A 21,887-nucleotide genomic window follows, 5' to 3' on the forward strand; every position below is an offset into this window, starting at 1 on the left:
ATCAGCCTCCAGCCAGATCGATGGTCAGCTTGTTCACGTGGAAGGCCTCGGCGTACCTGGCGCCGCACTCGATGCCGCGGATGCGGGCGAGCCCGAGGAAGGCCTCCCTGTCGTACCAGGGGCGGTGCCGCTGCGACGGGTAGTGCTCCTGCAGCAGCCGGACTTTGGTCTCGGCCACCTCGTCGTCGAGCGGCTGGTAGACCGCGGGGCGGCCGAGGTCGCCGTCCCATTTGACGATCTCGTAGCCGAGCGTCAGGTGGTCGCGCCAGACCGTCGGCACGAGCTGTGCCAGGCCGCGGTGGTCCTGGTGCGCGTCGCCCGTCCACGGGGCGAAGATCAGGTCCGGGCTCGCCTGCGCCCTCAGGTCCTCCAGGGCGTTCTTGGCCTCGTCCCAGTGCGCGGGCAGCCGCCCGTCGGGCAGCTTGAGCACGGTGAGCCGCAGGTCCGCGCCCGGACAGAAGGCCGCGAGCGCCGCCCGCTCCTCCTCCTCGCGCGCGGTCCCGCCGCCGGACAGCACGAGCGCGTGCACGCGCACGCCCGGGCGGGACCGGCAGATCGTGTGGAGGCTCGCGCCGGCGCCGATCGCGATGTCGTCGCAGTGGGCGCCGAGCGCGACGACCTCGTCCCGCCGTGCGGGCAGCAGGCCGATCATGCTTCCCACAGCGCCCAGGGCCGCTCGCCCCGGGCCCAGGAACGATCCAGTTCCAGGCGCTGGTTCACGGTGTCGCTCGGCCGCCAGTAGCCGCGGTGCGGGTACGCCACCAGCCGTCCCCGCTTGGCCAGCTCCGCGCAGCCGTCCGTGACCAGGTCGCCGTTCTCCGGGATGTGGTCGAAGACGTCCTGGCGCAGCACGAAGAAGCCGCCGTTGACCCAGAGCGGCATCTCGCTGACCGGCGTGATGCCGCCGACCAGCCCGCCCTCGCTGACGTCGATGACGTGGAAGGTGTTGGTCGGCGGGACCACCATCATCGAGGCGCCCGCGTCGGAGGCGGCGAAGCGGTCGATGATCCGGGGCAGCGGCGCGTCGGTCAGCACGTCGGCGTAGTTGGCGAGGAACATCTCGTCGCCGTCCAGGTACGGCCTGACCCTGCGTAACCGCTCGCCGATCGGGGAGTCGAGCCCGGTGTCGATCAACGACACCGACCAATCCGAAATATCCGTGGATAACAGCTCGATCTGTCCGTTCCGCAGGATGAAGTCGTTCGACCCCGTCTCCTTGTACGTCAGGAAGAAGTCCTTGATGTGCTGCGCGCCGTAGCCGAGGCACAGGATGAACTCCTTGTGCCCGAAGTGCGCGTAGTACCGCATGACGTGCCAGACCAGCGGGCGCGGGCCGACCATCTGCATCGGCTTGGGCATGTCACCGCCGGGCAGGTCGCTGCGCATCCTGGTGCCGCGCCCGCCGCAGAAGAGGACGACTTTCATCCGACGACCTCCAGACCCGGGATCGGGAAGACCAGCCGCCCGCCCCACTCCCGGACGTAGGACAGCTGCTCGACCAGCTCGCCACGCAGGTTCCACGGCAGCACCAGCACGTAGTCGGGCCGGTCCGCGGCGATCCGCTCCGGCGCGTGGATCGGGATCCGCGATCCCGGCGTGAACCTGCCGTGCTTGTACGGGTTGCGGTCCACCGTGTACGCCAGCAGGTCGGGCCGGATCCCGCAGTGGTTGAGCAGCGTGTTCCCCTTGCCGGGGGCCCCGTACCCGACCACGGTCTTGCCGGCCTCCGCGGCGTCGATGAGGAACCTGAGCAGGTCCCGCCGCACCTTGGCCACCCGCTTCGCGAAGTCCTGGTAGCCCGCGAGCTCGTGCAGCCCGGCCGCCTTCTCACGGGCCAGCACCTCGACGACCCGCGGCGAGACGGGCGCCTCGCCCGGCTGCGCCCACAGCCGGATCGACCCGCCGTGCGTCGGCAGCAGCTCGACGTCGACCAGGTGCAGCCCGCCGCTCGCAAGCGCCCGCTGCGCCGAGGCCACCGTGTAGTACTGGAAGTGCTCGTGGTAGATGGTGTCGTACTGGTTGAGCTCCATCAGCGTCAGCAGGTGCTGCACCTCGATGGACACCCGGCCGTCGTCGGCCACCAGCGCCCGCAGGCCCTTGGTGAACCCGACGACGTCCGGGATGTGCGCGTACACGTTGTTCGCCACGACCAGGTCCGCGGGCCCGTGCTCGGCCCGCACCTGCTGGCCGACCTCCGGCGACAGGAACTCCGTGAGCGTCGGCACTCCCTTGTCGATGGCGGCCCTGCCGACGTTGGCGGACGGCTCGATGCCCAGGCAGCGCACGCCCCGCTCCACGACGTGCTGGAGCAGGTAGCCGTCGTTGCTGGCCACCTCCACCACGAACGAGTCGGGGCGCAGCCCCGCGGCGTCCACGAACCTCCGCGCGTGCTCCACCCAGGAGGTCGAGTAGGAGGAGAAGTAGGCGTACTCGGTGAACGTCTCCTCCGGTGTGATCAGCGGCGGCAGCTGGGCCAGCCAGCAGCTCGTGCAGACCCGCAGGTGCAGCGGGTACGTGGGCTCGGGCGCGTCGAGCTGCTCCGCGGTCAGGAACAGCTCGCACGGCGGGGTCGCGCCGAGGTCCACGACCCCGGCGAGCCCCTCGGAACCGCACAGTCGGCAGGTGGTCATTCAGCTCACTCCAGCCAGGGCCTTGGCCTCGTACTCCAGCGCGAGATCTTCGGGCATCGGGGCGAGATCGTTACAGCGCACGAAGTCCCGCAGCGTGGTGCCCGTGCACTCGGCGTCCACGTTCGGGGCGCCCTGGTGCGCGCGCACGTCGTGGATGTGCACGGTCCGGAAGTCGATGCTGAACCTGGTCTTGCCGGAGGTGTTCGGCACGGTGGAGTGGAGCTGCGCGCCGGAGAACATCAGCGTGCCGCCGGCCTCCGGCACCACCCTGACCTGCGGCTCCAGCTCGATCGGCTCCTCGGGCCGCGGCTGGACCCGGGTGTCGCTGCGTACGTGGGCCGCCGCGCTGTGCCGGCTCGTCCTGTTCCACTCGGCGTAGTCGTAACCCGCGCTGCCGTTGCGCACCGGCTGGTCGAAATAGCGCGGGTGGAAGGCCATGACGTTCTCGGGGGTCACCGAGTAGACCGGGATCCACCAGTTGACCTGGCTGAACGGCGCCGAATACCAGCAGTCGCGATGCGGGTGGAAGGCGTAGGAGATGCCGGAGACCAAATAGTCGTTCGAGGTCGAGGTACGCAGCCTGGGCACGTCGAAATAGGTCCGCCCGAGATCGCAGCCGCGCTCCTCGATGACCGCCGGCAGGAGTTCCTTGCACCGGGGGTGATGAATGAACCGCGGTTTGAGCTCGGCAAGTAATTTCGCGAACTCCTCCACCGGCATTTCATGCTGCGCGGTCTCCGGGTCCAGGCCGCCGAACGCGTCGTCGATCAGCTCTCTCGCGAAGGTGACCAGCTCGGTCGTGGCCGGTGCGGCCGAATAGACGAAGACCTCGCCCTTGAACAGCATTTCGCGGCGCTTTTCGTCGTTCACGCCGCTGTTGAGGAAGACGGCGGTCATCATCAAACTTTCCCTCTCGGTTGGCTTGAATGGCGGTCAGGGTCTGGCATGCTGCGATCATGGATCGCCTCTCGATTGACGGCTCGTGGCTTTTCACGCCACGTGTTCATGCCGACCCTCGTGGCAGTTTCCTCGAGGCGTTCAGGGCGGCCGGTCTGCCGCACCCGCTCGATGTGGCCCAGGTCAACTGCTCCGTTTCCCAGGCGGGCGTGCTCCGCGGCGTGCATTTCGCAGAGATCCCGCCCGGCCAGGCGAAATACATCATGTGCGTGTCCGGAAGCGTCATGGACGTCGTGGTCGACGTCCGGGTGGGCTCGCCCACGTTCGGCCAGTGGGAGGCCGTGACGCTGGACGACGAGACCAGAGGCGCCGTGCTGATCGCCGAGGGTCTCGGCCACGCGTTCATGGCGCTGAGCGAGCAGGCCACGGTCGTGTACCTGTGCTCGCAGCCGTACAGCCCGGGTCGTGAGCACGGGGTTCACCCGCTCGACTCGGCCGTCGGCATCGGCTGGCCGGCCGGCCTGGAGCCCGTCCTGTCGGAGAAGGACGCCAAGGCCCCCTCTCTCGAGGAGGCGCGCGCGGCCGGCCTGCTGCCGGACTATCGGGCGTGCAAGGAGTTCTACGCCACGCTGCATTGAGGATCCGCCCCCGCCCTTCCCCCGCTCATGACCGGCCCCCTCATGACCGGCCACGCCGCGTGCAGCGCCGCTTTCCAGTGCCGGATCGGCTCCCAGCGGGTGTGGGCGAGCACGCTGTTGGCCGGCCGCCGGGCCGGGCGGGGGTAGGCGGTGCTGGGCACGGGGCGGACACGTCCGGGGTCCGCGCCCAGCAGTGTGAAGATCTCTTTGGCGAACTCGCACCACGTGGCCTCGCCCGTGCTGGTGCCGTGGTAGACGCCAGGCGGCAGGTCCGACTGCGCCAGCCGGACGAGGTAGTCCGCCAGGTCGGCGGTCCAGGTCGGCTGGCCGCGCTGGTCGTCCACCACGTCGACCGCCGGCCGCTCCCCCGCCAGCCGGATCATGGTCCGCACGAAGTTCGCCCCGCTCGCCCCGTACATCCAGGCGCTACGCACCACGTAGTGGCCGTGCTCCAGCGCCGCGCGCTCGCCGGCGAGCTTGGTCCGCCCGTACGCGCTGACCGGCCCGGTCGGCGAGTCCTCCCGGTACGGCACCCGGGCGGCCCCGTCGAAGACGTAGTCGGTGGAAACGTGCAGCAACCGGGCCCCCGCCAGGTCGCAGGCCTCGGCCAGCCAGCGCACGGCGTGCCCGTTGATCGCCAGCGCCTCGGCCTCGTGCGTCTCGGCCTCGTCCACCGCGGTCCAGGCGGCACAGTTGATCACGACTCTGGGCCGGTAGGCGGACACGAACTCGCGTACCGCCCGCCTGTCGCGCAGATCCAGCTCGCCGCGACCGAGCGCGAGCACCGGCTCGCCGGTCAGCACCGTCCTGTCGTGGACGTCGGCGGCGAGCATGCCGCCGGCCCCCGTGATGAGCCACCTCATGCCGCCTCCCCAGGTAACCGGCCGATCATGAGGCCCACCAGTCCCGGTGCTCGGCGTACCAGCGGACGGTGTCCTTCAGCCCCTGCTCGAAGGCGATCTCGGGCCGGTAGCCCAAGGCCCGCAGCTTGGCGTCGTCCAGCGAGTACCTGCGGTCGTGGCCCTTGCGGTCCTGGACGTGCTCGACCATGTCCCAGTCCCGGCCGCAGGCGTCGAGCAGGCGCGTGGTGAGCTCCTTGTTGGTCAGCTCGGCCGTGCCCGCGATGTGGTAGACCTCGCCCGGCTCGCCCTGCTCCGCGACCAGGCGGATGCCCGCGCAGTGGTCCTCGACGTGGATCCAGTCCCGTACGTTGCCGCCGTCGCCGTACAGCGGGACCTTCCTGCCGCGCAGGAGGTTCGTGATGAAGAGCGGGATGACCTTCTCGGGGTACTGCCGCGGGCCGTAGTTGTTGCCGCACCTCGTGATCGAGACGTTCAGCCCGTGCGTGATCGCGTACGCGCGGGCGATCAGGTCGCCGCCCGCCTTCGACGCCGCGTACGGCGAGCGCGGCTGCAGCGGCGCGGCCTCGTCCCACGAGCCGATGTCGACCGACCCGTACACCTCGTCGGTCGACACCTGGACCACCTTCGGCACCCCTGCCTCCAGGCACGCCTGGAGCAGGGTCTGGACGCCGAGCACGTTTGTGCGCATGAACTCCGCCGCGCCCTCGATCGACCGGTCCACGTGCGACTCGGCCGCGAAGTTGACCACGAGGTCGTGGCCGGGAACGACGGCCTTGAGCAGCTCGGCGTCGCAGATGTCCCCGTGCACGAACTCGTGCCGCACGCCGTCGAGGTTGGCGCGGTTTCCGGCGTACGTCAGTTTGTCGAGCACGGTCACATCCGCGCCGGACTCGGGCGCATCGGACGACGCGTCGTTCAGGCTCCGGGCGAAGTGGGAGCCAATGAAGCCCGCACCGCCGGTCACCAAAATTCTCATCATGAAGAAATCTGCACCTTGCTGTGATCGCCCAGCACGAGACGGTGGGCTTTGGGGGTGTTGGGCGCCGGAGTGACCTCGACGTCGTGGCCGATCAGCGACGACTGGATGCGGCCGACGCCGCTGATCGAGGCCCTGGGCAGCACGATCGAGTACTCGATCTCGCTGTCGGTGACCGCGCAGCGGGCGCCGATGGAGGTGAAGGGGCCGACATAGCTGTCGCGGATCCGCGCGTCCTCGCCGATGATCGCCGGACCGACGATCCTGGAGCGCTCGACCACCGCGCCCTGCTCGACGACGACGCGGCCCACCAGCTCACTGACCGCGTCGACCCGCCCGCGTACCCGGGGCTCGACCGATTCCAGGACCAACCGGTTGACCTCCAGCATGTCGGTGACGTTACCGGTGTCCTTCCAGTAGCCCGAGATGACCGAGGACTCGACGCGCAGGCCCGCCTCGATCAACCACTGGATGGCGTCGGTGATCTCCAGCTCGCCCCGCCAGGACGGCTTGAGCTCCGCCACCGCGGCGTGGATGGCCGGGCTGAACAGGTAGACGCCCACCAGCGCCAGGTCGCTCTTGGGCCGCGCGGGCTTCTCCTCCAGCCCGATCACGCGGCCCCGGGCGTCGAGCTCGGCCACTCCGAACTGGCGCGGGTCGCCGACCTTGGTGAGCATGATCTGGGCGGTGGGGCGTTCCCTGTGGAACCGGTCCACCAGGCCGTTGATCCCGCCCACGATGAAGTTGTCGCCCAGGTACATAACGAAGTCCTCGTCGCCGAGGAACTCGCGGGCGATCAGCACGCCGTGCGCGAGCCCGAGCGGCGCCTCCTGCCGCAGGTACGTGACCTGCAGCCCGAACGCCGAGCCGTCTCCCACGGCCGACTCGATCTCCGCCTGCGTGTCCCCGACCACCAGGCCGAGCTCCCTGATCCCCGCTGCCGCGATCGCCTCCAGGCCGTAGAACAGGACCGGCTTGTTCGCGACCGGCACGAGCTGCTTGGCCGAGGTGTGCGTGATGGGTCGGAGCCGTGTGCCCGATCCCCCGGCGAGCACGAGTGCTTTCACCGCTAGTAAGCCCCTTCTCCACGGGTGACGACGGACCAGGTCTTCCAGAGGATCTGCAGGTCGAGGATGAGCGACCAGTTCTCCACGTACCGCAGGTCGAGGCGTACGGACTCCTCCCACGTCAGGTCGGAGCGGCCGCTGACCTGCCAGAGCCCGGTCATGCCCGGCTTGACCACCAGGCGGCGGCGGACGTCGGCGCCGTACTTGCCCACCTCCTCCGGAAGCGGTGGGCGCGGACCGACCAGGGACATCTCGCCGCGTAGAACATTGAGCAGCTGGGGCAGCTCGTCGAGGGAGTATTTCCGCAGGAAAGCGCCTACCCGAGTGATTCTTGGATCGTTCCTAATCTTGAAGAGCACCCCGTCGAACTCGTTCGCATGGAGAAGTGCGTCCTTGAGCTGCTCCGCATCGGCCACCATCGTACGAAATTTCACGACACGGAACTCTTTGCCGCCTTTGCCGACCCTGGTCTGGTGGAAGAGCGCGGGTCCCGGGCTGGTGAGGCGGATCACCAGGGCGATGGCCAGCAGCGGCAGCGCCAGGAGCAGCAGCGCCACCATCGCGACCAGGCGGTCGAAAACGGTCTTCGCGACCTGCTTGGTGCCGTCGAACTCGGGATGCTCCACGTGCAGGAGCGGCATCCCCGCGACCGGCCTGATGCTGATGCGCGGCCCGGCCACGTCCATGAGCGCGGGAGCCACGAAGAGATCGGTACGCGCGGTCTCCAGGCTCCAGGCCAGGCGCCGCAGCGCGGCCCCGTCCAACTCCGGGCAGGCCAGCACGGCCACGGCGTCGGCCTGCTCGCGCTCGACCACCGCCGCCACATCGCCGAAGGAGCCGAGCACCGGAACGCCGTCGAGATCGACGTCCATCGCGTTCTCGGGAAGGCAGGCTCCGACCACCTGCATTCCGTGATACGGCTGGCGCCTGAACTGCACCACCAGGTTGAGAATCGATTCCCGATGCCCTACCGCGATCACCTGACGCGTATAGTCACCCACCGCTCTCCGCCGGTGCAGACGTTTACGCATCTTGTAGCGGTAATAGAGCGTGGCGAGCAGCGCCAGCGGCAGCATCGCCATCACGAAACTACGCGCGATGACGGTCTGCGTGGCATAAGCCATGATGGCGACCGTGGCCATCAGGCCGACGCCGCCGTTGAAGACGGCCTTGAACTCCTCCGTTCCCTCGCCGTTGGCCCGCTGGCGATACGCCCCGCCCATCATGAGCGCGACGGGCCAGGCGATGACCAGGCCGAATCCGAGCATGAACTCGACCAGTGGAATGAACACGCCGGCCATCAGCCGGATGCCGAGCACGCATACGCATGCCAGCAGAGCACACATCGTGTCCCCACATAACAGGAGCCGTAGGTACGCGCGCGTCCAAATGCTCGACGCGCGACGCGGCACGGCCCCGAGGAGCACGACATCGGACTCCCCAGTCCCCACCCTCATAGCACCACCCTGACAACTCTGTGCACCGCGATAACTTGACGTTCCTTGAACCACATGGGTTGACAGGTCCCACGCACAATCAAGGGCGGCGGCCCCCACTAAAGAGTAAAGATCGATTCCGGTAGGGGGAATAACGTCAAATGTCCACAACCGGACGAATATCGGGGAGGTCTTGGGGCTTGACGGAACGGTCCATAAGTGCAGCGGGGCAGCTGCGGAAATATGCGGTTTACGGCGGCGTTTCGCCAGGTTGCGGCTCCATGAAGCCGCTAGTCATACTCCAGGTCCGGCAATGCGGACGGCGGGTCCGGACTGCGCCAGACGACCACAACCCCGTTCTGCGCGGAGTCGGCGGCCAGGGTCAGCCGGTCGAGATCGAAGTCCGGCAGGTAGCGCAGGCGTGCCAGGAACGTGGCGTCCGTGGCCGAGCGCGGGACGACGCAGCCCTCGCCGTCGCGGTCGAGCAGGATGTAGAGGACGTCGTCCCCGGATTCTGTGACGACACGGACCTCCACCACGTCCTCCCATGCGAGAGCCTCGACGCTACCGTCCGCGTAGTGACGAGTGACGCCCTCTTCCGTGACATACACGTAGGAGTCCGGCATCGGATTGCCGTGCATGGGCGCGATTCTTGCGAGTTCCGGGGCTGTCCCGCAAGGGTTCGCGCGCAATGGTGCGCTTCGGCCTCCCAGGCGTGACCCTTCGGCCCCTCAGACGCCGCCCTCCGGCCCTCAGTCGCCGCCCCAGGAGTGGCTGAGGTGCGCCGCCACCACCGCTCTGGCCGCATCCTCCGGCCCCTCGGCGATCGCGTCGAGCAACTCGCGGTGCTCGCGTACCAGCACGTCCCTGTCGGTGTAGACCTCGCGCAACCGCACCAGACCGAGCCGCGTCTCGGCCGCCAGCACACCGTAGAGGCGCTCCAGCCGCGGGCTCCCCACGGCCTCGATCAGCGCCTGGTGCATCGCCATGTGCTCGGCCACGATCTCCGACCAGGGCGCGTCGGCAGGCAGCGCGGCCATCCGGTGCAGGGTGGCCTCGGCCTCCGGCACCTGCCGCCCGGCCAGGGCCCGTGCCATCAGGTCCTCGAGCGGGCGGCGTACGTACATGAGGTCGTCGAGGTCCGAAAGCGTCACCTCGGGGACATAGGCGCTGCGGTTGCGCTCGCGCCTGAGCAGTCCTTCATGGACGAGGCTGGCCAGCGCCTCCCGCACGGTCGGCCTGGCGACGCCGTACGACGCGGCGATCTCCTGCTCGGGCAGCGGGGTGCCGGGCGGGATCTCGCCGGAGAGCACCCTGCTGCGCAGGGCGTCGGCGAGCGCGCCGACGGTGGAGACGGGTCTGAGCGGCAACGTCACGGCTGCGACTCTAGCTCCCTTTCCGGTACGGCCTGCGCTTGCGGCTTCTCGGGTACGGCCACCGCCACGAGGCTGAGCGCCAGCAGGACCAGCCCCGCGATCGAGACCGGGGCCAGCCGTTCGCCCAGCACCACCAGGCCGAGCAGCGCCGCCACCGCCGGTTCGGCGAGCGCCAGCGTGGCGGCCGTGGCCACCGGAGTGGTCCGCAGGCCCCGGCCGTACAGGAAGTAGGACAGGGCGGTGGCCCCGAGGCCCAGATAGAGCACGGCGAGCAGCCCGCGCGGCTGCCCCAGCCAGCCGACCCCGCTCACCAGCAGCACCGGTAGCATGATCACGACTGCCCCGCCGAACAGGACCCCCATCACCGCGTCGGACCTGGCCCCCTGGCCGATCGCCTGCGCCGCCATCACCGCGTAGAAGGCGTAGAGCACGCCGCCGAGCAGCGCGAACAGCACCCCGGAGACCATCTGCCCGCCCGCCTCGGCGCCGCCTCCGACGATCAGCGCCGCGCATCCGCAGATGGCCGCCACGGTCGCGAGGCTCCACCGCCCGCTCGGCCGGTGGCCGTGCAGCACCCAGGAGAGCAACCCCGTGAAGACGGGACCGCTCCCGATCGCCACCACGGTCCCGATGGCGACGCCCGTGCGGCTGACGGCCGCGAAGAAGCAGAGCTGGTAGGCGGCCACCGCGACGGCGGCCACCAGCAGGCCGGGCCTGATCGCCTTCCTGACGCCCGCGCCGGCCAGCAGCGCGAGCGCGGCACCCCCGACGACCAGCCGCGCGGCGGCCAGGGCGACGGAGTCGGCGGAGACGAGCAGTCCTGCCGTCCCGGCCGTGCCCCAGAGCACGGAGGCAGCAACAACGGAGAGGGGTCCATTTCTCATGGCCCTCATTGTCTGACAATTAGACAATTTCGTCCAGCAGCTGGTCGATCAGCCGTCCGGCGGGGGCAGTCACCTCCCCCAAGTAGTCGTCGAGCACGGCCAGGCCGTCATGGATGCCGGGGACGCTCTTGCGCGGCAGCTCGAGCAGCCTCTCGTCCTCCGCGGTGATCGACCCCTCGACGTGGAAGGCGCCACCGGAGGCGCTGATGGAGACCTCGAAGCGGACCACGCGGCCGTCGGGCAGCGTGAGGTCAGCGCCGACGCGGGCGCCCGCGGGCGGGAGGAGATAGGAGAAAGACTCGCTTCTGACGAAGGGGTGGTGTAATTCGGCGAGCATCTCTGATGCCCGGCTCAGGGTCTCGAGGAGGCCGGCCGCGGCCAGGCTCTCGCTGTCCACCAAAAAAGGGTAGATCACCGGATGGGCAGGTGGCCACCTACCGCTCATCGAGGTCAGCTCTGCGTGATGGCCGCAGGAGGATCGGTGGCCAGGCGGGCGTGCCGTTCGACGTCGTACCGGATCCCGTCATAAGAAAGCTTCCCGCGTTCGATGCCCTCCGGGCGGAACCCCGCCTTCGTGGCGACCCGGCACGATGCCGGGTTGTTCGTACGGTGCCCCAGCTCCAGCCGGTAGAGCCCGCGCTCGCCGAACGCCCACCGCGCCAGCTCCTCGGTGGCCGCCACGGCGACGCCCCGCCCCCTGGCCTCGGGCACGACCCAGTAGGACACCCACCCATTGTCATGATCGTCGATCCGGGACACCGCGACGTTCCCGACGACCCGCCCCTCGAACGTCACGGCGAACGCGTGGCCGACGCCTGTCCAGCCCGCGATCCATCCCATGGCGTCCTTGAGCGTGACGACGGGAAAGGGCGCCTGCGTGCGGAGATCCGGCGCCTGAAAGGCCCGCAGCACGACCGGGGCATCGTCCTCACGCCACTCCCGCAACCGAACATCCACGTTTTCGGAGATTACCGTGAAGTGCGGCTATAGGGCCTGCTGCCCGATTTGATGAGCCGCCTCGAACTCGGCGACCATCCGCTTGGGCGCGGTCAGGCACCACGCCTCGGCCACCAGCTCGAACAGCTCGTCAGAGTCGATCTTGTCGAGGTGCACCACCACCCAGCCGAACCGCCCGGCCGTGAACTGCACCTCGAACACCTCGGGCCGCTCGGCCACCAGCGCGATCTGCTCTTCGAGCGTGGCCTTGAGCCCGACGGTCTCGGTGGCCTCCCACAGGTATGCGAAGCCCTTGTCGCGCACCTTGAGGCCGATCCACTCGCCGCCATGGCTCATCTTGACCTCAGGCAGCCGGTCCAGCAGCTCCATGAACTCATCGACGCTCACACCCATGCCGCCTGTGTACCAGACCCGACCGACACTTCCGAGGCGCGCTTGAGCACTCGCTCAAATCGGGCATATATTTGAGCAGTCGCTTAAAGACTGGGGATGTGACGCGCATGCGGCGACGGCTCTACATCGAGACCCGGATCAAGGCGGACCTGGAGGACGTGTGGCAGGCCACCCAGGACCCGTTCCGGCACCAGCGCTGGGACCTGCGGTTCGGCCGCATCGAGTACCTCGCTCCGAGCGACGGCAGGCAGGCGTTCCGCTACGCCACGCTGGGCATCAGCGGCGTGGGGGTCAGCACGGGCAACCGGCACGGACCCGGCGGAGGCCGGACGTCCGCACTGCGGTTCGGCTCGGACCACCCGCTCTCGCCCATCCGCGCGGGGTCCGGCTACTGGCGCTACCTCCCGGCGGCGGACGGGGTCAGGTTCCTCACCTCGTACGACTACCGCCCGCGCGTGCTGCCCGGCTGGGTGATGTGGTGGGCCACCGCATGGTCGTTCGACCGGTTGCGCCTGTGGCTGGAGACCGGCAGGACGCCGGAGCGTTCGCTGCGCCAGGCCCTGGCCGAGGCCGGCGCGCGAGCGGCCTCGGCAGCGCTCGCCGCCGCCGTCCTGCCGCCCCTGGCCGCGCTCGCCGTGCTCGCGGCCGCCCTGGCCCTGCCTCCGTTGCCGGGCACTCCAGCGGCCCGCCGCTGCCTGCACCGCCCACCCGAACGAGACAGACGACGGATTGGAGCACCATGCCCTCGATCTTCCAGCGTGCGCTCGGCGACGACTTCGCCCGCCTCCACCCCCGGCTCCAGCGCCGGTTCAGCGTCGGGCTCGACAGCGGCGAGGCGTGCATAGGCAGGGGCGTCATGAACCGCGTATGGAACGCCGGCCTCCACATCCGCCCGTTCCTGGCCCTCGGCAGCCGCAGAAACGTGCTCGTCCAGGATGTCGGAGCGGACATCCCATTCCGGATCGAGAACTACCCGTACCTCGACTCGTACGGCCGCGAGACCGTCACGTTCGTCCGCACGTTCCCCCGCGGCCGCTTCGACGCCACCATGATCTACGACGCCGCCGGCGCCCAGGTCGTCGACTATTTGGGCACCCACCAGCACCTGGCCACCCCGCTCGCCCTCTCCGTCGACGAGCGGGGCGGGCTGGTCATCCGCTCAGGACGCCAGCGCTTCCTCGAAGGCCCGCTCGCCGTCACCATCCCGCCTGCCGCCACGGGCACGGCGGTGGTCAGCGAACACTTCGACGAGGAGACGGAGCGGTTCAGGATCGCGGTGACGGTGTCCAACCCGTGGCTGGGCCGGATCTTCGGCTACTGGGGCAGTTTCACGGCCGAGTACGTGGACGTCGCGGAGCACGGCGTCCCCGCCGGCGTGCGGCCGAGTCGAGAGGACGCCCGCTGCTGACGCGTAAGGTGACCCGGTGGCCGACACACGTACAAAGCTGCTCGAAGCCGCGCTCGTGACGCTGAGGAAGCACGGCATAGCGGGCGTCTCAGCCCGTACGATCGCGGCCGAGGCGGGGGTGAACCAGGCCCTGGTCTTCTACCACTACGGCAGCGTCGACCAGCTCCTCGCGGCCGCCTGCGAGCACGGCGCACGGCAGCGCATAGCCCTCTACCGCGCCCGCTTCGCCGCCGTGACCACCCTCCGCGAGCTCCTCGACCTCGGCCGGGCCCTGCATGCGGAGGAACGGGCGGAAGGGAGCGTGGCGGCGCTGGCCCAGCTGCTCGCCGGCAGCCAGACCGACCCGAAACTCGCCCCGGCCACCACCACCGGCCTCAACCTGTGGATCGAGGCGGTGGAGCAGGCGCTGACCAGGGTGCTGGCGAAGTCGCCGCTGGCCGAGTTCGTGGACGTGTCCGGGCTGGCCAAGGCCACGGCGGCGGCGTTCGTGGGCCTGGAGCTCTACGAGGGCGTGGACCCGGACGGGGCGAACCAGGCGTTCGACGCCCTGGAGGGCCTGGCCACGCTGGCGACGGCCCTGGACGACATGGGCCCGCTGGTACGCCGCGCCGCCCGGGCACGCCTTCGCCGTCAGTCGTAGTAGCGAACTTCCAGAACGTTGCCGTCGGGGTCGGGGAAGTAAATCGTCTCCGGCGCGATGCCCTGCGCGCCGAACGAGCTGGTGCCGGTGCCGGTGATCTCGACCCCGTGCTGCTTCAGCCTGACCTGGAGCGCGTCGAAGTCCTCCTTGCCGACGGCCAGGCAGAAATGGTTGATCGGATGCCCGGCGCTCCCCTTGACCCCGGTGCCCTCTTCCACACCTCTGGAGGCGTCGTACTCCATCAGGTCGAGGATGGTCCCGGCGGACACCCGCACACTCGGAAAGGCCGCCTTCCCCTCACGGAACTCCTCCGCCCGCACCCCGGGCAGACCGATCACCTGCTCGTAGAACCGCAGGGAGCTGAGCTGGTCGGAGACCCAGCACACGAGATGGTCCAGGCGTACGTCCATGCATTCCTCCGCTCATTCTGCCGCCGATCTCGCTGTCCACCTGCCGGTGCGAGCTGGTTGGACGCGATTCGGCGGCTGACACCCGCCCCCCGCCGTACCTCGTACCTGAAATAATGAAAGAGCCGGATGACAGCGAAGTAAACACGGCAGCTCGAACTGACCCGCCGCCGCGCTTTTTCGTGGCGCCGCCGATTAAGCCGGAAGATTATTCACAGAGGCCGCGCGGACGTCAGCGTTGCCAGACCATGAGGTCCATGGTCAGATAGTCGCTGGCCGAGTCCACCACGTCCGTCACCTTGACCAGGCCGATCGTGTTGTCGGTGAACGTGCAGATCAGCTTGCCCTTGGCCTCTTCTATCGGGATTTCCTTGGTGTATCTGGTGTTGTCGACACACGCCTGGTAGGTGCCGCGTTCGCCCTGGGCGAGGATGGCCATGTTGTCGGCGCACAGGTAGTAGCCGCTGCAGTACTCGAGGTCGCCGCCGTCGGTCTTGGGGTGCATGGGATCGTTGGTGAAGCTGACCTCGTAGTCCACGGTGACGTCGATGCCCTTGTACGTGCCCAGCAGCGTGCCGGGCGGTTTGCTGCCCACCGCGCCGTCCTCCGTGGCGGTCGGGCTCTGCTCCGGGACGGATGTTTCCGAGGACGGGGCCGCGGCTTCGCGGGTCTGGGTGACGGTGACGGTCACGTTGGGGCTCGCCTGCGCCTGCGGGTCGGCGGTGGCCGGCTCGCTTCTCGGCAGGAACAGGGCAGTCGCCGCGGCGGCCAGTACGGCCGCAGCCGCGGCGGTGCCTGCCAGGAAGCCGAGGCTCACCTTGCGGGGAGCTCGCGGGCCGGTGGGCACGGCCTCGTAGGCGGGCAGGACGCGACTGAGCGCCGGAGGCAGCCAGGCTCCCGACGCCGGCTGCGAGTGGGCCTGGAGTGCCGCCACCAGGTCACGGGGGGTCGGACGCTGGGCAGGGTCCTTGGCCAGGCAATGGGCGACCAGGTCGCGCAGTTGTGGAGGGCAGCCGTCGAGCTGGGGTTCGTCGTGGACCACCCGGTAGAGGACCGCCGCGTCAGGGCCGTCTCCGAAGGGTGGCCGGCCGGTGACGGCGTAGTGGATGAGCCCGCCCAACGCGAACACGTCGATCGCGGGGGTGCTGGGCTGGCCGAGCGCCTGCTCGGGTGCCATGAACACCGGTGTCCCCACGCGGACGCCGGTGCCGGTGAGCGGGGTGGCGTCGATGGCCTTGGCGATGCCGAAATCGATGACGCGTGGGCCGTCCGGAGCCAGGAGCACATTGGACGGCTTGAGATCGCGGTGAACGACTCCGGCCGCGTGAATGGCCTGCAACGCCTCGGCCACGCCGCAGGCGATGTTGAGCGCGGTCGCGGGCGGCAGCGGCCCATGTGTGGCCACGGCCTTGTCCAGCGAAGGACCCGGGACGTACGCGGTGGCCAGCCAGGGGCGCGCCGCGGTGGTGTCGGCGTCGATGACGGGCGCGGTGTAGAGGCTCTGCACCCTCTCGACCGCGGCGACCTCCTGCTGGAAGCGCTGGCGGAACTCGGCGTTCCTGGCGTACTCGGCATGGATCACCTTGACGGCGAGCCGCCTGCCGCTGGGGGTGGTGGCGAGATAGACCTGGCCCATTCCACCCGCGCCGAGCTGCGCCACCAGCCGGTAGCCTCCGATTTCCGCGGGATCGCCGGAGGACAAGGGGGCGAAGGGAGAGTCCACAGGTCAAATGTACCGATCATGGTAATGGGTCGCTACGGATTCAAGGAAGCGACTATGGGTTTGGCACTGCACACGGTTGTGCAATTGCGGGAAATATGAAGCCCGAAAAGGACGATCACGAAGAAGGCCGGCCGATGTCGCGAGTGGTCCCGTCGGCGATGGCCTGGAGTTTGTCCGGGTTGGCCACATTGTGGATGGTGATGATGCGCCCGTCGGCGTCGAAATCGAAAGTGACAGTGGCGACCACGCGGCCCAGACCGCTGAACACCATGCCCGGACCGCCGTTGACCTCGGCCAGTTCGGCGTTCATGTCGGCGGGATCGACGCCCTGATGTCACCCCCGGTCGCGGCGGCGAGGAAGCGCTCGGTGGCGTCGCGCTGGCGCGACCGGGCCGCGAGCTGGATCGCCGCCGCCATGCCCGCGTACCCCGCCCCCAGAGTCAGAACGTGGTGCGTGGCCGCCGTGCCGGTTTCGTGGTGTGTGGTCATCGTTGTGCCTTTCTGGTCATGCGGACCACCACGAGATGCAAGTTGCTCGCCGGTTCGTGACATGGGACCGATGTGACGTGCGACACAGCGGCCCTGCGGCGATCAGTTGCGGATTGCACGCAGTCGCGGTTAGTCGCCGTGGTTCGGCACAATTACCGATGTGCGAGTTGAATTGCTCGGGCCGTTCGAGGTCCGGAACCCCGATGGGGCCGTGGTGGAGGTTCCTGGGATCCGGTTGCGGGCACTGCTCGCTGCACTCGCCCTCGAACCTGGCCGGATCGTCACGCGTGCGAGGCTGGTGGACTGGATCTGGGGGGAACAGCCGCCCGCGGACGAAGTGAATGCCTTGCAGGCGTTGGTGTCCAGGCTGCGCAGGGTGTTGCCGGACGGTGTGATCGAGGCCGATTCCGGCGGGTACCGGCTGGCCGTGGCTCCTGATGCCGTGGACGTGAGCCGGTTCGAGCACCTGGTCGGTCAGGCCCGTGCCGCCGAGACTGCGGCACGGGCGGATCTGCTGCGCTCGGCCTTGGCATTGTGGCGTGGTACGGCCATGGCTGACCTCGCGCTGCAAGGCAGCGAGGCGTTCGACGCCGCGGTCGCGCGTCTGGACGAACTCCACGTCGCCGCGCTCGGGGATCGGGTCGATGCGGACATTCGCCTCGGCCGTGGCTCGGAGCTGGTCTCCGAGCTGACCGAGCTGGTCGCCACGTATCCGCTGCGGGAGGGTTTCGTGGCGGCGCTGATGCGGGCGCTCGCCGAGGCGGGGCGTGGGAATGAGGCGCTGACCGTGTACCAGCGGACGCGCGAGCGGCTCGCTGAGGAGTTGGGCGCCGACCCATCGGCCGAGCTCTCCGCGCTGCACACCGCGTTGCTCCGTGGCGAGCTGGGCGAGCGGGCGGAGAACCGCAGGACGAACCTGCGCGCCGAGCTGACGAGTTTCGTCGGCAAGGACGATGACATTGCCGCGGTCGCCGTCTTGTCCATCGGGCACCGGCTGGTCACCTTGACGGGGGCGGGTGGCGCCGGCAAGACGAGACTGGCCACGGAGACCGCGCGGACGATGCTCGGCGAGCTGCCGGATGGGGCGTGGCTGGTCGAATTGGCCTCGGTGCGGGCAGGCGGTGAGCTGGCGCAGGCCGCCCTTACCGCGATCGGCCTGCGTGACCAGGCAGTGCTCGGTGACGCGCGGGCCGGGGAACCGATGGATCGGCTCATCACCGCGGTCCGAGAGCGCGCGATGTTGCTGATCCTGGACAACTGCGAGCACATGATCGAGGAGGCCGCGGCTTTCGCGGATCAGCTTCTGGGGGAGTGCCGCAGGCTGCGGATCCTGGCCACGAGCAGGGAACCGCTCGGCATCACCGGGGAGGTGCTGTGGCAGGTCGAGCCACTCGCGCTGCCCGCGCGGGGAGCGGACCCCGCAGAGGTCGGGTCCTCGCCCGCGGTGCGGCTGCTGCGGGACCGCGCGAGTCTGGTGCGCAAGGACATCGGCTCCGACGCCCACGCCTTGTCGGCCATGGCGCGGATCTGCCAGGCGCTCGACGGGATGCCGCTGGCGATCGAACTGGCCGCGGCACGGCTGCGCACCATGTCCATCGATCAGCTGGCACGCCGGCTCGATGACCGGTTCCGGCTGTTGACCAGCGGCAGCCGTACGGCGCTTTCCCGGCACAAGACGCTGCGCGCGGTCGTGGACTGGAGCTGGGATCTGTTGACCGAGGCCGAACGTGGCGTGCTGCGGCGGCTCTCGGTGTTCTCCGGCGGGGCGAGCCTGGAAGCGGCCGAACGGGTGTGCGGGGACGCGGCATCCGCCGGCGAGCAGGTGCTCGACGTGCTGACCGCGTTGATCGAGAAGTCGCTGCTGGTCGCCGACGCCGAGGGCGCGCCGCGCTACCGGATGCTCAACACCATCAGGGAGTACGCGGCGCACCGGCTCACCGAAGCCGGGGAGAGCGAGCCGGCACGCCGGGCGCACCTCGCCTACTTCACCGAGCTGGCCGAGACGGCCGAGCCGCACCTGCGCCGGGCGGAGCAACTGAAATGGCTGGCCACGCTCGAGGCCGAGCACGACAACATCAGTACGGCCCTGCGCGGGGCGATCGCCGAGGGCTGGGCCCAGGAGGCGATGCGGCTGGTCGGGGCCGCGGGCTGGTACTGGTACCTCAGTGGGCACAGGACCGAGGGCACCGAGCTGAGCATCGCGGCGGCCTCGCTGCCCGGTGAAGTGTCCGATGAGGTGCGGGCGCTGGCGTACACCGTCGTGACAGTGTTCATGACCTCCGGGCCCGGCCGCGATCAGTATCAGGCGCAGGAATGGATTCACAAGGCGCACCGGTTCACCCAGCGCAGCGGGCGTCGCCACCCTATGCTCGGGTTCGTCGCGCTGTGGGAGCGGATGCTGCAGGAGCCGACGGATTTCCTGCCCGTGTTCGAGCCGCTCGTCGCCGACGACGATCCCTGGGTGCGCGCGCAGGCCAGGCTCACTCGTGGCCGATTTCGGCTCACGCTCGGCGGCGACGAGACTGACGTGGACATCGACGCCGAAATCGCCCTTGCCGAGTTCCGCACGCTGGGTGACCGGTGGGGGATCTCGTTCGGGCTCACCTTCCTGGCCGATCGGCTCGCCATGCGCGGCGAGTTCGCACGCGCGTGTGAGCACTACGAAGAGGCGGTCGCGGCGCTGACCGAGATCGGCTCGACCGAGGACGTGATCGGCCTGCGGGCGCGGCAGGCTCAGCTCCACTGGCTGCTCGGCGATGAGCGATCCAGCACCTCCGCCATGGCCGAAGCGCAGCGGTGCGCGAGCGGGATCACCTGGCCGGACACGCTCGCCGAGCTGGAGCTTTCGAAGGCGCGGCTGGCGCGCCGGCGCGGCGAGCCGGACCAGGCACACCAGCACCTGGCCACGGTGCAGGCGATGCTGGACAACGAGGAAGTGGGCGAGCTCTCCCGCGCCCAGGCCATGGACCTGTACGGCTACCTCACCGAGGATCTCGACAAGGCCCGCGGGCATCGGAGCGAGGCGCTCAGCGCGGCCGCGGCGACGGCGTATCCGCCGCTGATCGCCGAGGTGTTGATCGGGATCGCGGATCTCGCACTGCGCCAGGGGCAGTACGAGCAGGCCGTGCGATTGCTCGCGGCGAGCGACGGCGTGCGCGGCACGCCGGACCGTTCGCACCCGGACGCTTCCAGGATCGCCGCGGACACGCGTAATCGCCTCGGTGAAACCGTGTTCACCGAGGCGACCCACGCCGGCCGGCAGCGGGATTGGCGTGAGCTGGCCGAGATCACACTCGCTTCGTGAACGCCGCGCGCGCCCACAGGTAGCCGATCAACGTGAGCCCCAGGCACCATGCGACGGCCGCGATGGCCGAGCCCGCCGACGCGGTGCCCGTCAGCAGCCCGCGCAGGGTTTCGATGATCGAGGTGAACGGCTGGTACTCGGCGAACTGCCGCGCGCCAGGCCCCATCTTGTCGGCCGGCGCGAACGCGCTGCTCAAAAAGGGAAGGAGCATCAGCGGGACAGCGGCGAAGCCCGCGCCTTCCGGCGACTTCGCCGCGAGACCGAACGCGACGGTCAGCCAGCCGATCGCCACCGTCGTCAGGACGACGATACCGATCACGCCGAGCCACTCCAGGAAATTCGCCGACGGCCGGAATCCCATCAGGAACGCGACCCCGATGATGAACGCGATGGCCACCAGGCTCCGTAGCGTGGTCACGATCACGTGCGCGTTCAACACCGCGGCCCGGGACACACTCATGACGCGAAGCCGGTTGATGAGCCCGGTCGTCATATCGGAATTCACCGCGGTCGCGGTGGGGCCGATCCCGTAGCAGATGGTCGTCAGGATCAGCCCCGGCGTCGCGTAATCGATGTAGTTGACGCCGACGTTGAACGCGTCGCCGAGTATGTAGACCATCAGGAACATCAGCACGAGCGGCATGAGCAGGGCGTTGAACATCGCCACCGGATTCCTGGTGGCGTGTCGGAAATTACGCCGCAGCATGGTCGAGGAATCCGCCAGGGTGGCCGAGATGACACTCATTATGCGCTGACCTCCTTGTGCGCGTGACCGGTAAGTGCGAGGAAGACGTCATCCAGGTCCGGTGTGTGCACCGACAATTCCTCGACGTCGATGGAGTGGGCGTCGAGCCGGTCGAGCAGGGTGCGCAACGACCTCACCCCGCCGTCGCCGGGCACCCGCAAGGCCAGCTCTTCGTCGTCCCTTGAGGCCCCGTGCAGGACGCGTGCCGCGGCGTCGAGCTCGTCCCGATCGATGAACCGCAGCCGGATGTGGCTGCCGGGAACCCGGCGCTTGAGCTCGTCGGCGGTGCCCTCGGCGACCAGCCGGCCCTGATCGAGTACGGCGATACGGTTGGCGAGCTGGTCGGCCTCCTCGAGATACTGGGTGGTGAGGAAGATGGTCGTACCGTCGGCGACCAGTTCCCGGATGATCTCCCACATGGTGCGGCGGCTACGCGGATCGAGTCCCGTCGTGGGCTCGTCCAGGAAAATGATCTGCGGGTCGCCGACCAGCGTCATGGCGAGGTCCAGCTTCCGACGCATGCCGCCGGAGTAGGACGCCGCCAGCTTGCCCGCCGCTTCAACCAGATCGAACTGGTCGAGCAACCGGCGGGCGATTCGGTTGCCCTGCGCCTTGGGCAGGTGCAGGAGGTCCGCCATCAGCAGCAGGTTCTCCTCGCCGGTGAGCAGGCCATCCACCGAAGCGAACTGCCCGGTGACCCCGATCGCCGCGCGCACCGCCCTGGTTTCCGTGACCACGTCGTGCCCGGCGACGACCACCTTCCCGGCGTCGGGAGTCAGCAGCGTGGTCAGCACGTTCACCGTCGTGGTCTTCCCGGCGCCGTTGGGCCCGAGCAGGGCGAAGATCGTGCCGGCCCGGACATTCAGGTCGATGCCGTCGAGCACGGTCTTGTCTTTGTATGCCTTTCGCAGGCCCGCGGCCGCAATGGCTGAACCGTTCATGGCGTCCACCATCGCCGACCGCTCTGATACCGGACCGTTGCCGTGCTGACGCGGCCGCTGACACGAGACCTGATCGCCACCGGGCCTCCGCCGGCCTGGCGCCGCCCGACGAC

The 21,887-nt window shown here is 69.3% G+C and carries 25 protein-coding genes; 5 read left to right on the forward strand and 20 right to left on the reverse strand.

Translation table 11 applies throughout. The features are described 5' to 3' along the window. Window position 1: 1 nt before the first annotated feature. The 4 genes from ABN273_RS32555 to ABN273_RS32570 are packed head-to-tail and all read right to left on the reverse strand — an operon-like array spanning window position 2 to window position 3,530. The gene (locus ABN273_RS32555; RefSeq protein WP_349452900.1) at window positions 2-652 is read right to left on the reverse strand and encodes a PIG-L deacetylase family protein; all 651 of its coding nucleotides are present in this window, start codon (window positions 650-652) and stop codon (window positions 2-4) included. Continuing rightward, entirely contained in the window at window positions 649-1,425 is a 777-nt protein-coding gene (locus tag ABN273_RS32560) for a glycosyltransferase family protein (protein ID WP_349452901.1), read from the reverse strand. The genes ABN273_RS32555 and ABN273_RS32560 overlap by 4 nt, the downstream gene beginning before the upstream one ends. Next, a complete protein-coding gene (locus ABN273_RS32565; protein ID WP_349452902.1) occupies window positions 1,422-2,630 on the reverse strand; it encodes a methyltransferase domain-containing protein in 1,209 nt (402 codons plus the stop codon). The genes ABN273_RS32560 and ABN273_RS32565 overlap by 4 nt, the downstream gene beginning before the upstream one ends. Next, complete coding sequence (locus ABN273_RS32570; RefSeq protein ID WP_349452903.1) at window positions 2,631-3,530, reverse strand: phytanoyl-CoA dioxygenase family protein; 900 nt, start codon at window positions 3,528-3,530, stop codon at window positions 2,631-2,633. Window positions 3,531-3,586: 56 nt separating this feature from the next. Between ABN273_RS32570 and ABN273_RS32575 the strand changes: the two genes are divergently transcribed. Continuing rightward, a complete protein-coding gene (locus ABN273_RS32575) occupies window positions 3,587-4,165 on the forward strand; it encodes a dTDP-4-dehydrorhamnose 3,5-epimerase family protein (protein ID WP_349452904.1) in 579 nt (192 codons plus the stop codon). On the opposite strand, the gene rfbD is transcribed toward ABN273_RS32575, so the two are convergent. The 10 genes from rfbD to ABN273_RS32625 all read right to left on the reverse strand — a co-directional run bounded on the left by rfbD (window position 4,147) and on the right by ABN273_RS32625 (window position 12,117). Beyond that, window positions 4,147-5,028 carry a dTDP-4-dehydrorhamnose reductase gene (gene rfbD, locus ABN273_RS32580; protein WP_349452905.1) on the reverse strand — a complete coding sequence of 294 codons (882 nt, stop codon included), beginning with the start codon at window positions 5,026-5,028 and terminating at the stop codon, window positions 4,147-4,149. The genes ABN273_RS32575 and rfbD overlap by 19 nt on opposite strands. A gap of 25 nt (window positions 5,029-5,053) precedes the next feature. After that, complete coding sequence (gene rfbB, locus ABN273_RS32585) at window positions 5,054-6,004, reverse strand: dTDP-glucose 4,6-dehydratase (RefSeq protein WP_349452940.1); 951 nt, start codon at window positions 6,002-6,004, stop codon at window positions 5,054-5,056. Continuing rightward, the gene (locus ABN273_RS32590) at window positions 6,004-7,071 is read right to left on the reverse strand and encodes a glucose-1-phosphate thymidylyltransferase (RefSeq protein WP_349452906.1); all 1,068 of its coding nucleotides are present in this window, start codon (window positions 7,069-7,071) and stop codon (window positions 6,004-6,006) included. Before ABN273_RS32590 ends, rfbB begins: the two co-directional genes overlap by 1 nt. A gap of 2 nt (window positions 7,072-7,073) precedes the next feature. Further along, entirely contained in the window at window positions 7,074-8,528 is a 1,455-nt protein-coding gene (locus ABN273_RS32595; RefSeq protein WP_349452907.1) for a sugar transferase, read from the reverse strand. 269 nt (window positions 8,529-8,797) lie between these two features. Further along, window positions 8,798-9,148, reverse strand: a complete 351-nt coding sequence (locus ABN273_RS32600) for a hypothetical protein (RefSeq protein ID WP_349452908.1) — start codon at window positions 9,146-9,148, stop codon at window positions 8,798-8,800. 111 nt (window positions 9,149-9,259) lie between these two features. Beyond that, entirely contained in the window at window positions 9,260-9,883 is a 624-nt protein-coding gene (locus ABN273_RS32605; protein ID WP_349452909.1) for a GntR family transcriptional regulator, read from the reverse strand. Next, window positions 9,880-10,767: a DMT family transporter gene (locus ABN273_RS32610; protein WP_349452910.1), complete on the reverse strand. Its 888-nt coding sequence runs from the start codon at window positions 10,765-10,767 to the stop codon at window positions 9,880-9,882. The genes ABN273_RS32605 and ABN273_RS32610 overlap by 4 nt, the downstream gene beginning before the upstream one ends. Window positions 10,768-10,786: 19 nt before the next feature. Next, window positions 10,787-11,164 (reverse strand): hypothetical protein, encoded by a 378-nt coding sequence (locus ABN273_RS32615; protein WP_349452911.1) that lies wholly within the window; start codon window positions 11,162-11,164, stop codon window positions 10,787-10,789. A gap of 53 nt (window positions 11,165-11,217) precedes the next feature. Further along, on the reverse strand, window positions 11,218-11,724 hold the full coding sequence (locus ABN273_RS32620; protein WP_349452912.1) for a GNAT family N-acetyltransferase: 507 nt from the start codon (window positions 11,722-11,724) through the stop codon (window positions 11,218-11,220). Window positions 11,725-11,751: 27 nt separating this feature from the next. After that, on the reverse strand, window positions 11,752-12,117 hold the full coding sequence (locus tag ABN273_RS32625; RefSeq protein ID WP_349452913.1) for an MmcQ/YjbR family DNA-binding protein: 366 nt from the start codon (window positions 12,115-12,117) through the stop codon (window positions 11,752-11,754). A 107-nt stretch (window positions 12,118-12,224) separates the two neighbouring features. Between ABN273_RS32625 and ABN273_RS32630 the strand changes: the two genes are divergently transcribed. The 3 genes from ABN273_RS32630 to ABN273_RS32640 are packed head-to-tail and all read left to right on the forward strand — an operon-like array spanning window position 12,225 to window position 14,165. Then, on the forward strand, window positions 12,225-12,962 hold the full coding sequence (locus tag ABN273_RS32630) for a hypothetical protein (RefSeq protein WP_349452914.1): 738 nt from the start codon (window positions 12,225-12,227) through the stop codon (window positions 12,960-12,962). Beyond that, window positions 12,857-13,525, forward strand: coding sequence for a DUF4166 domain-containing protein (locus ABN273_RS32635; RefSeq protein WP_349452915.1), 669 nt, complete (start codon window positions 12,857-12,859; stop codon window positions 13,523-13,525). Before ABN273_RS32630 ends, ABN273_RS32635 begins: the two co-directional genes overlap by 106 nt. A 16-nt stretch (window positions 13,526-13,541) precedes the next feature. Next, the gene (locus ABN273_RS32640) at window positions 13,542-14,165 is read left to right on the forward strand and encodes a TetR/AcrR family transcriptional regulator (RefSeq protein ID WP_349452916.1); all 624 of its coding nucleotides are present in this window, start codon (window positions 13,542-13,544) and stop codon (window positions 14,163-14,165) included. Here ABN273_RS32640 and ABN273_RS32645 read toward each other — a convergent pair. The 4 genes from ABN273_RS32645 to ABN273_RS32660 all read right to left on the reverse strand — a co-directional run bounded on the left by ABN273_RS32645 (window position 14,156) and on the right by ABN273_RS32660 (window position 16,784). Continuing rightward, window positions 14,156-14,575 (reverse strand): VOC family protein, encoded by a 420-nt coding sequence (locus ABN273_RS32645; RefSeq protein ID WP_349452917.1) that lies wholly within the window; start codon window positions 14,573-14,575, stop codon window positions 14,156-14,158. The two genes, ABN273_RS32640 and ABN273_RS32645, sit on opposite strands and share 10 nt — an antisense overlap. 229 nt (window positions 14,576-14,804) lie before the next feature. Further along, window positions 14,805-16,295: a serine/threonine-protein kinase gene (locus ABN273_RS32650; protein ID WP_349452918.1), complete on the reverse strand. Its 1,491-nt coding sequence runs from the start codon at window positions 16,293-16,295 to the stop codon at window positions 14,805-14,807. Between the two features lie 115 nt (window positions 16,296-16,410). Beyond that, window positions 16,411-16,605 carry a hypothetical protein gene (locus ABN273_RS32655; protein WP_349452919.1) on the reverse strand — a complete coding sequence of 65 codons (195 nt, stop codon included), beginning with the start codon at window positions 16,603-16,605 and terminating at the stop codon, window positions 16,411-16,413. After that, entirely contained in the window at window positions 16,602-16,784 is a 183-nt protein-coding gene (locus ABN273_RS32660; protein ID WP_349452920.1) for a hypothetical protein, read from the reverse strand. Before ABN273_RS32660 ends, ABN273_RS32655 begins: the two co-directional genes overlap by 4 nt. 160 nt (window positions 16,785-16,944) lie before the next feature. Between ABN273_RS32660 and ABN273_RS32665 the strand changes: the two genes are divergently transcribed. After that, a complete protein-coding gene (locus ABN273_RS32665; RefSeq protein ID WP_349452921.1) occupies window positions 16,945-20,088 on the forward strand; it encodes an AfsR/SARP family transcriptional regulator in 3,144 nt (1,047 codons plus the stop codon). Here ABN273_RS32665 and ABN273_RS32670 read toward each other — a convergent pair. Both ABN273_RS32670 and ABN273_RS32675 read right to left on the reverse strand, forming a co-directional pair. Further along, a complete protein-coding gene (locus ABN273_RS32670; protein ID WP_349452922.1) occupies window positions 20,072-20,833 on the reverse strand; it encodes an ABC transporter permease in 762 nt (253 codons plus the stop codon). The genes ABN273_RS32665 and ABN273_RS32670 overlap by 17 nt on opposite strands. After that, complete coding sequence (locus ABN273_RS32675) at window positions 20,833-21,774, reverse strand: ATP-binding cassette domain-containing protein (RefSeq protein ID WP_349452923.1); 942 nt, start codon at window positions 21,772-21,774, stop codon at window positions 20,833-20,835. Before ABN273_RS32675 ends, ABN273_RS32670 begins: the two co-directional genes overlap by 1 nt. Window positions 21,775-21,887 lie beyond the last annotated feature (113 nt).

Source organism: Nonomuraea sp. B19D2, assembly GCF_040137845.1.
Taxonomy (GTDB): Bacteria; Actinomycetota; Actinomycetes; order Streptosporangiales; family Streptosporangiaceae; genus Nonomuraea.

What these genes read in the sequence shown, in the direction of transcription:
- ABN273_RS32565 (WP_349452902.1), bottom strand. Translation starts at nt 2,630, where the DNA reads ATGACCACCTGCCGACTGTGCGGTTCCGAGGGGCTCGCCGGGGTCGTG.
- ABN273_RS32570 (WP_349452903.1), bottom strand. Translation starts at nt 3,530, where the DNA reads ATGATGACCGCCGTCTTCCTCAACAGCGGCGTGAACGACGAAAAGCGC.
- ABN273_RS32630 (WP_349452914.1), top strand. Translation starts at nt 12,225, where the DNA reads ATGCGGCGACGGCTCTACATCGAGACCCGGATCAAGGCGGACCTGGAG.
- ABN273_RS32610 (WP_349452910.1), bottom strand. Translation starts at nt 10,767, where the DNA reads ATGAGAAATGGACCCCTCTCCGTTGTTGCTGCCTCCGTGCTCTGGGGC.
- ABN273_RS32555 (WP_349452900.1), bottom strand. Translation starts at nt 652, where the DNA reads ATGATCGGCCTGCTGCCCGCACGGCGGGACGAGGTCGTCGCGCTCGGC.
- ABN273_RS32575 (WP_349452904.1), top strand. Translation starts at nt 3,587, where the DNA reads ATGGATCGCCTCTCGATTGACGGCTCGTGGCTTTTCACGCCACGTGTT.
- ABN273_RS32675 (WP_349452923.1), bottom strand. Translation starts at nt 21,774, where the DNA reads ATGAACGGTTCAGCCATTGCGGCCGCGGGCCTGCGAAAGGCATACAAA.
- ABN273_RS32625 (WP_349452913.1), bottom strand. Translation starts at nt 12,117, where the DNA reads ATGGGTGTGAGCGTCGATGAGTTCATGGAGCTGCTGGACCGGCTGCCT.
- rfbB (WP_349452940.1), bottom strand. Translation starts at nt 6,004, where the DNA reads ATGAGAATTTTGGTGACCGGCGGTGCGGGCTTCATTGGCTCCCACTTC.
- ABN273_RS32600 (WP_349452908.1), bottom strand. Translation starts at nt 9,148, where the DNA reads ATGCACGGCAATCCGATGCCGGACTCCTACGTGTATGTCACGGAAGAG.
- ABN273_RS32655 (WP_349452919.1), bottom strand. Translation starts at nt 16,605, where the DNA reads ATGAACGCCGAACTGGCCGAGGTCAACGGCGGTCCGGGCATGGTGTTC.
- ABN273_RS32645 (WP_349452917.1), bottom strand. Translation starts at nt 14,575, where the DNA reads ATGGACGTACGCCTGGACCATCTCGTGTGCTGGGTCTCCGACCAGCTC.
- ABN273_RS32670 (WP_349452922.1), bottom strand. Translation starts at nt 20,833, where the DNA reads ATGAGTGTCATCTCGGCCACCCTGGCGGATTCCTCGACCATGCTGCGG.
- ABN273_RS32635 (WP_349452915.1), top strand. Translation starts at nt 12,857, where the DNA reads ATGCCCTCGATCTTCCAGCGTGCGCTCGGCGACGACTTCGCCCGCCTC.
- ABN273_RS32560 (WP_349452901.1), bottom strand. Translation starts at nt 1,425, where the DNA reads ATGAAAGTCGTCCTCTTCTGCGGCGGGCGCGGCACCAGGATGCGCAGC.
- rfbD (WP_349452905.1), bottom strand. Translation starts at nt 5,028, where the DNA reads ATGAGGTGGCTCATCACGGGGGCCGGCGGCATGCTCGCCGCCGACGTC.
- ABN273_RS32660 (WP_349452920.1), bottom strand. Translation starts at nt 16,784, where the DNA reads ATGACCACACACCACGAAACCGGCACGGCGGCCACGCACCACGTTCTG.
- ABN273_RS32595 (WP_349452907.1), bottom strand. Translation starts at nt 8,528, where the DNA reads ATGAGGGTGGGGACTGGGGAGTCCGATGTCGTGCTCCTCGGGGCCGTG.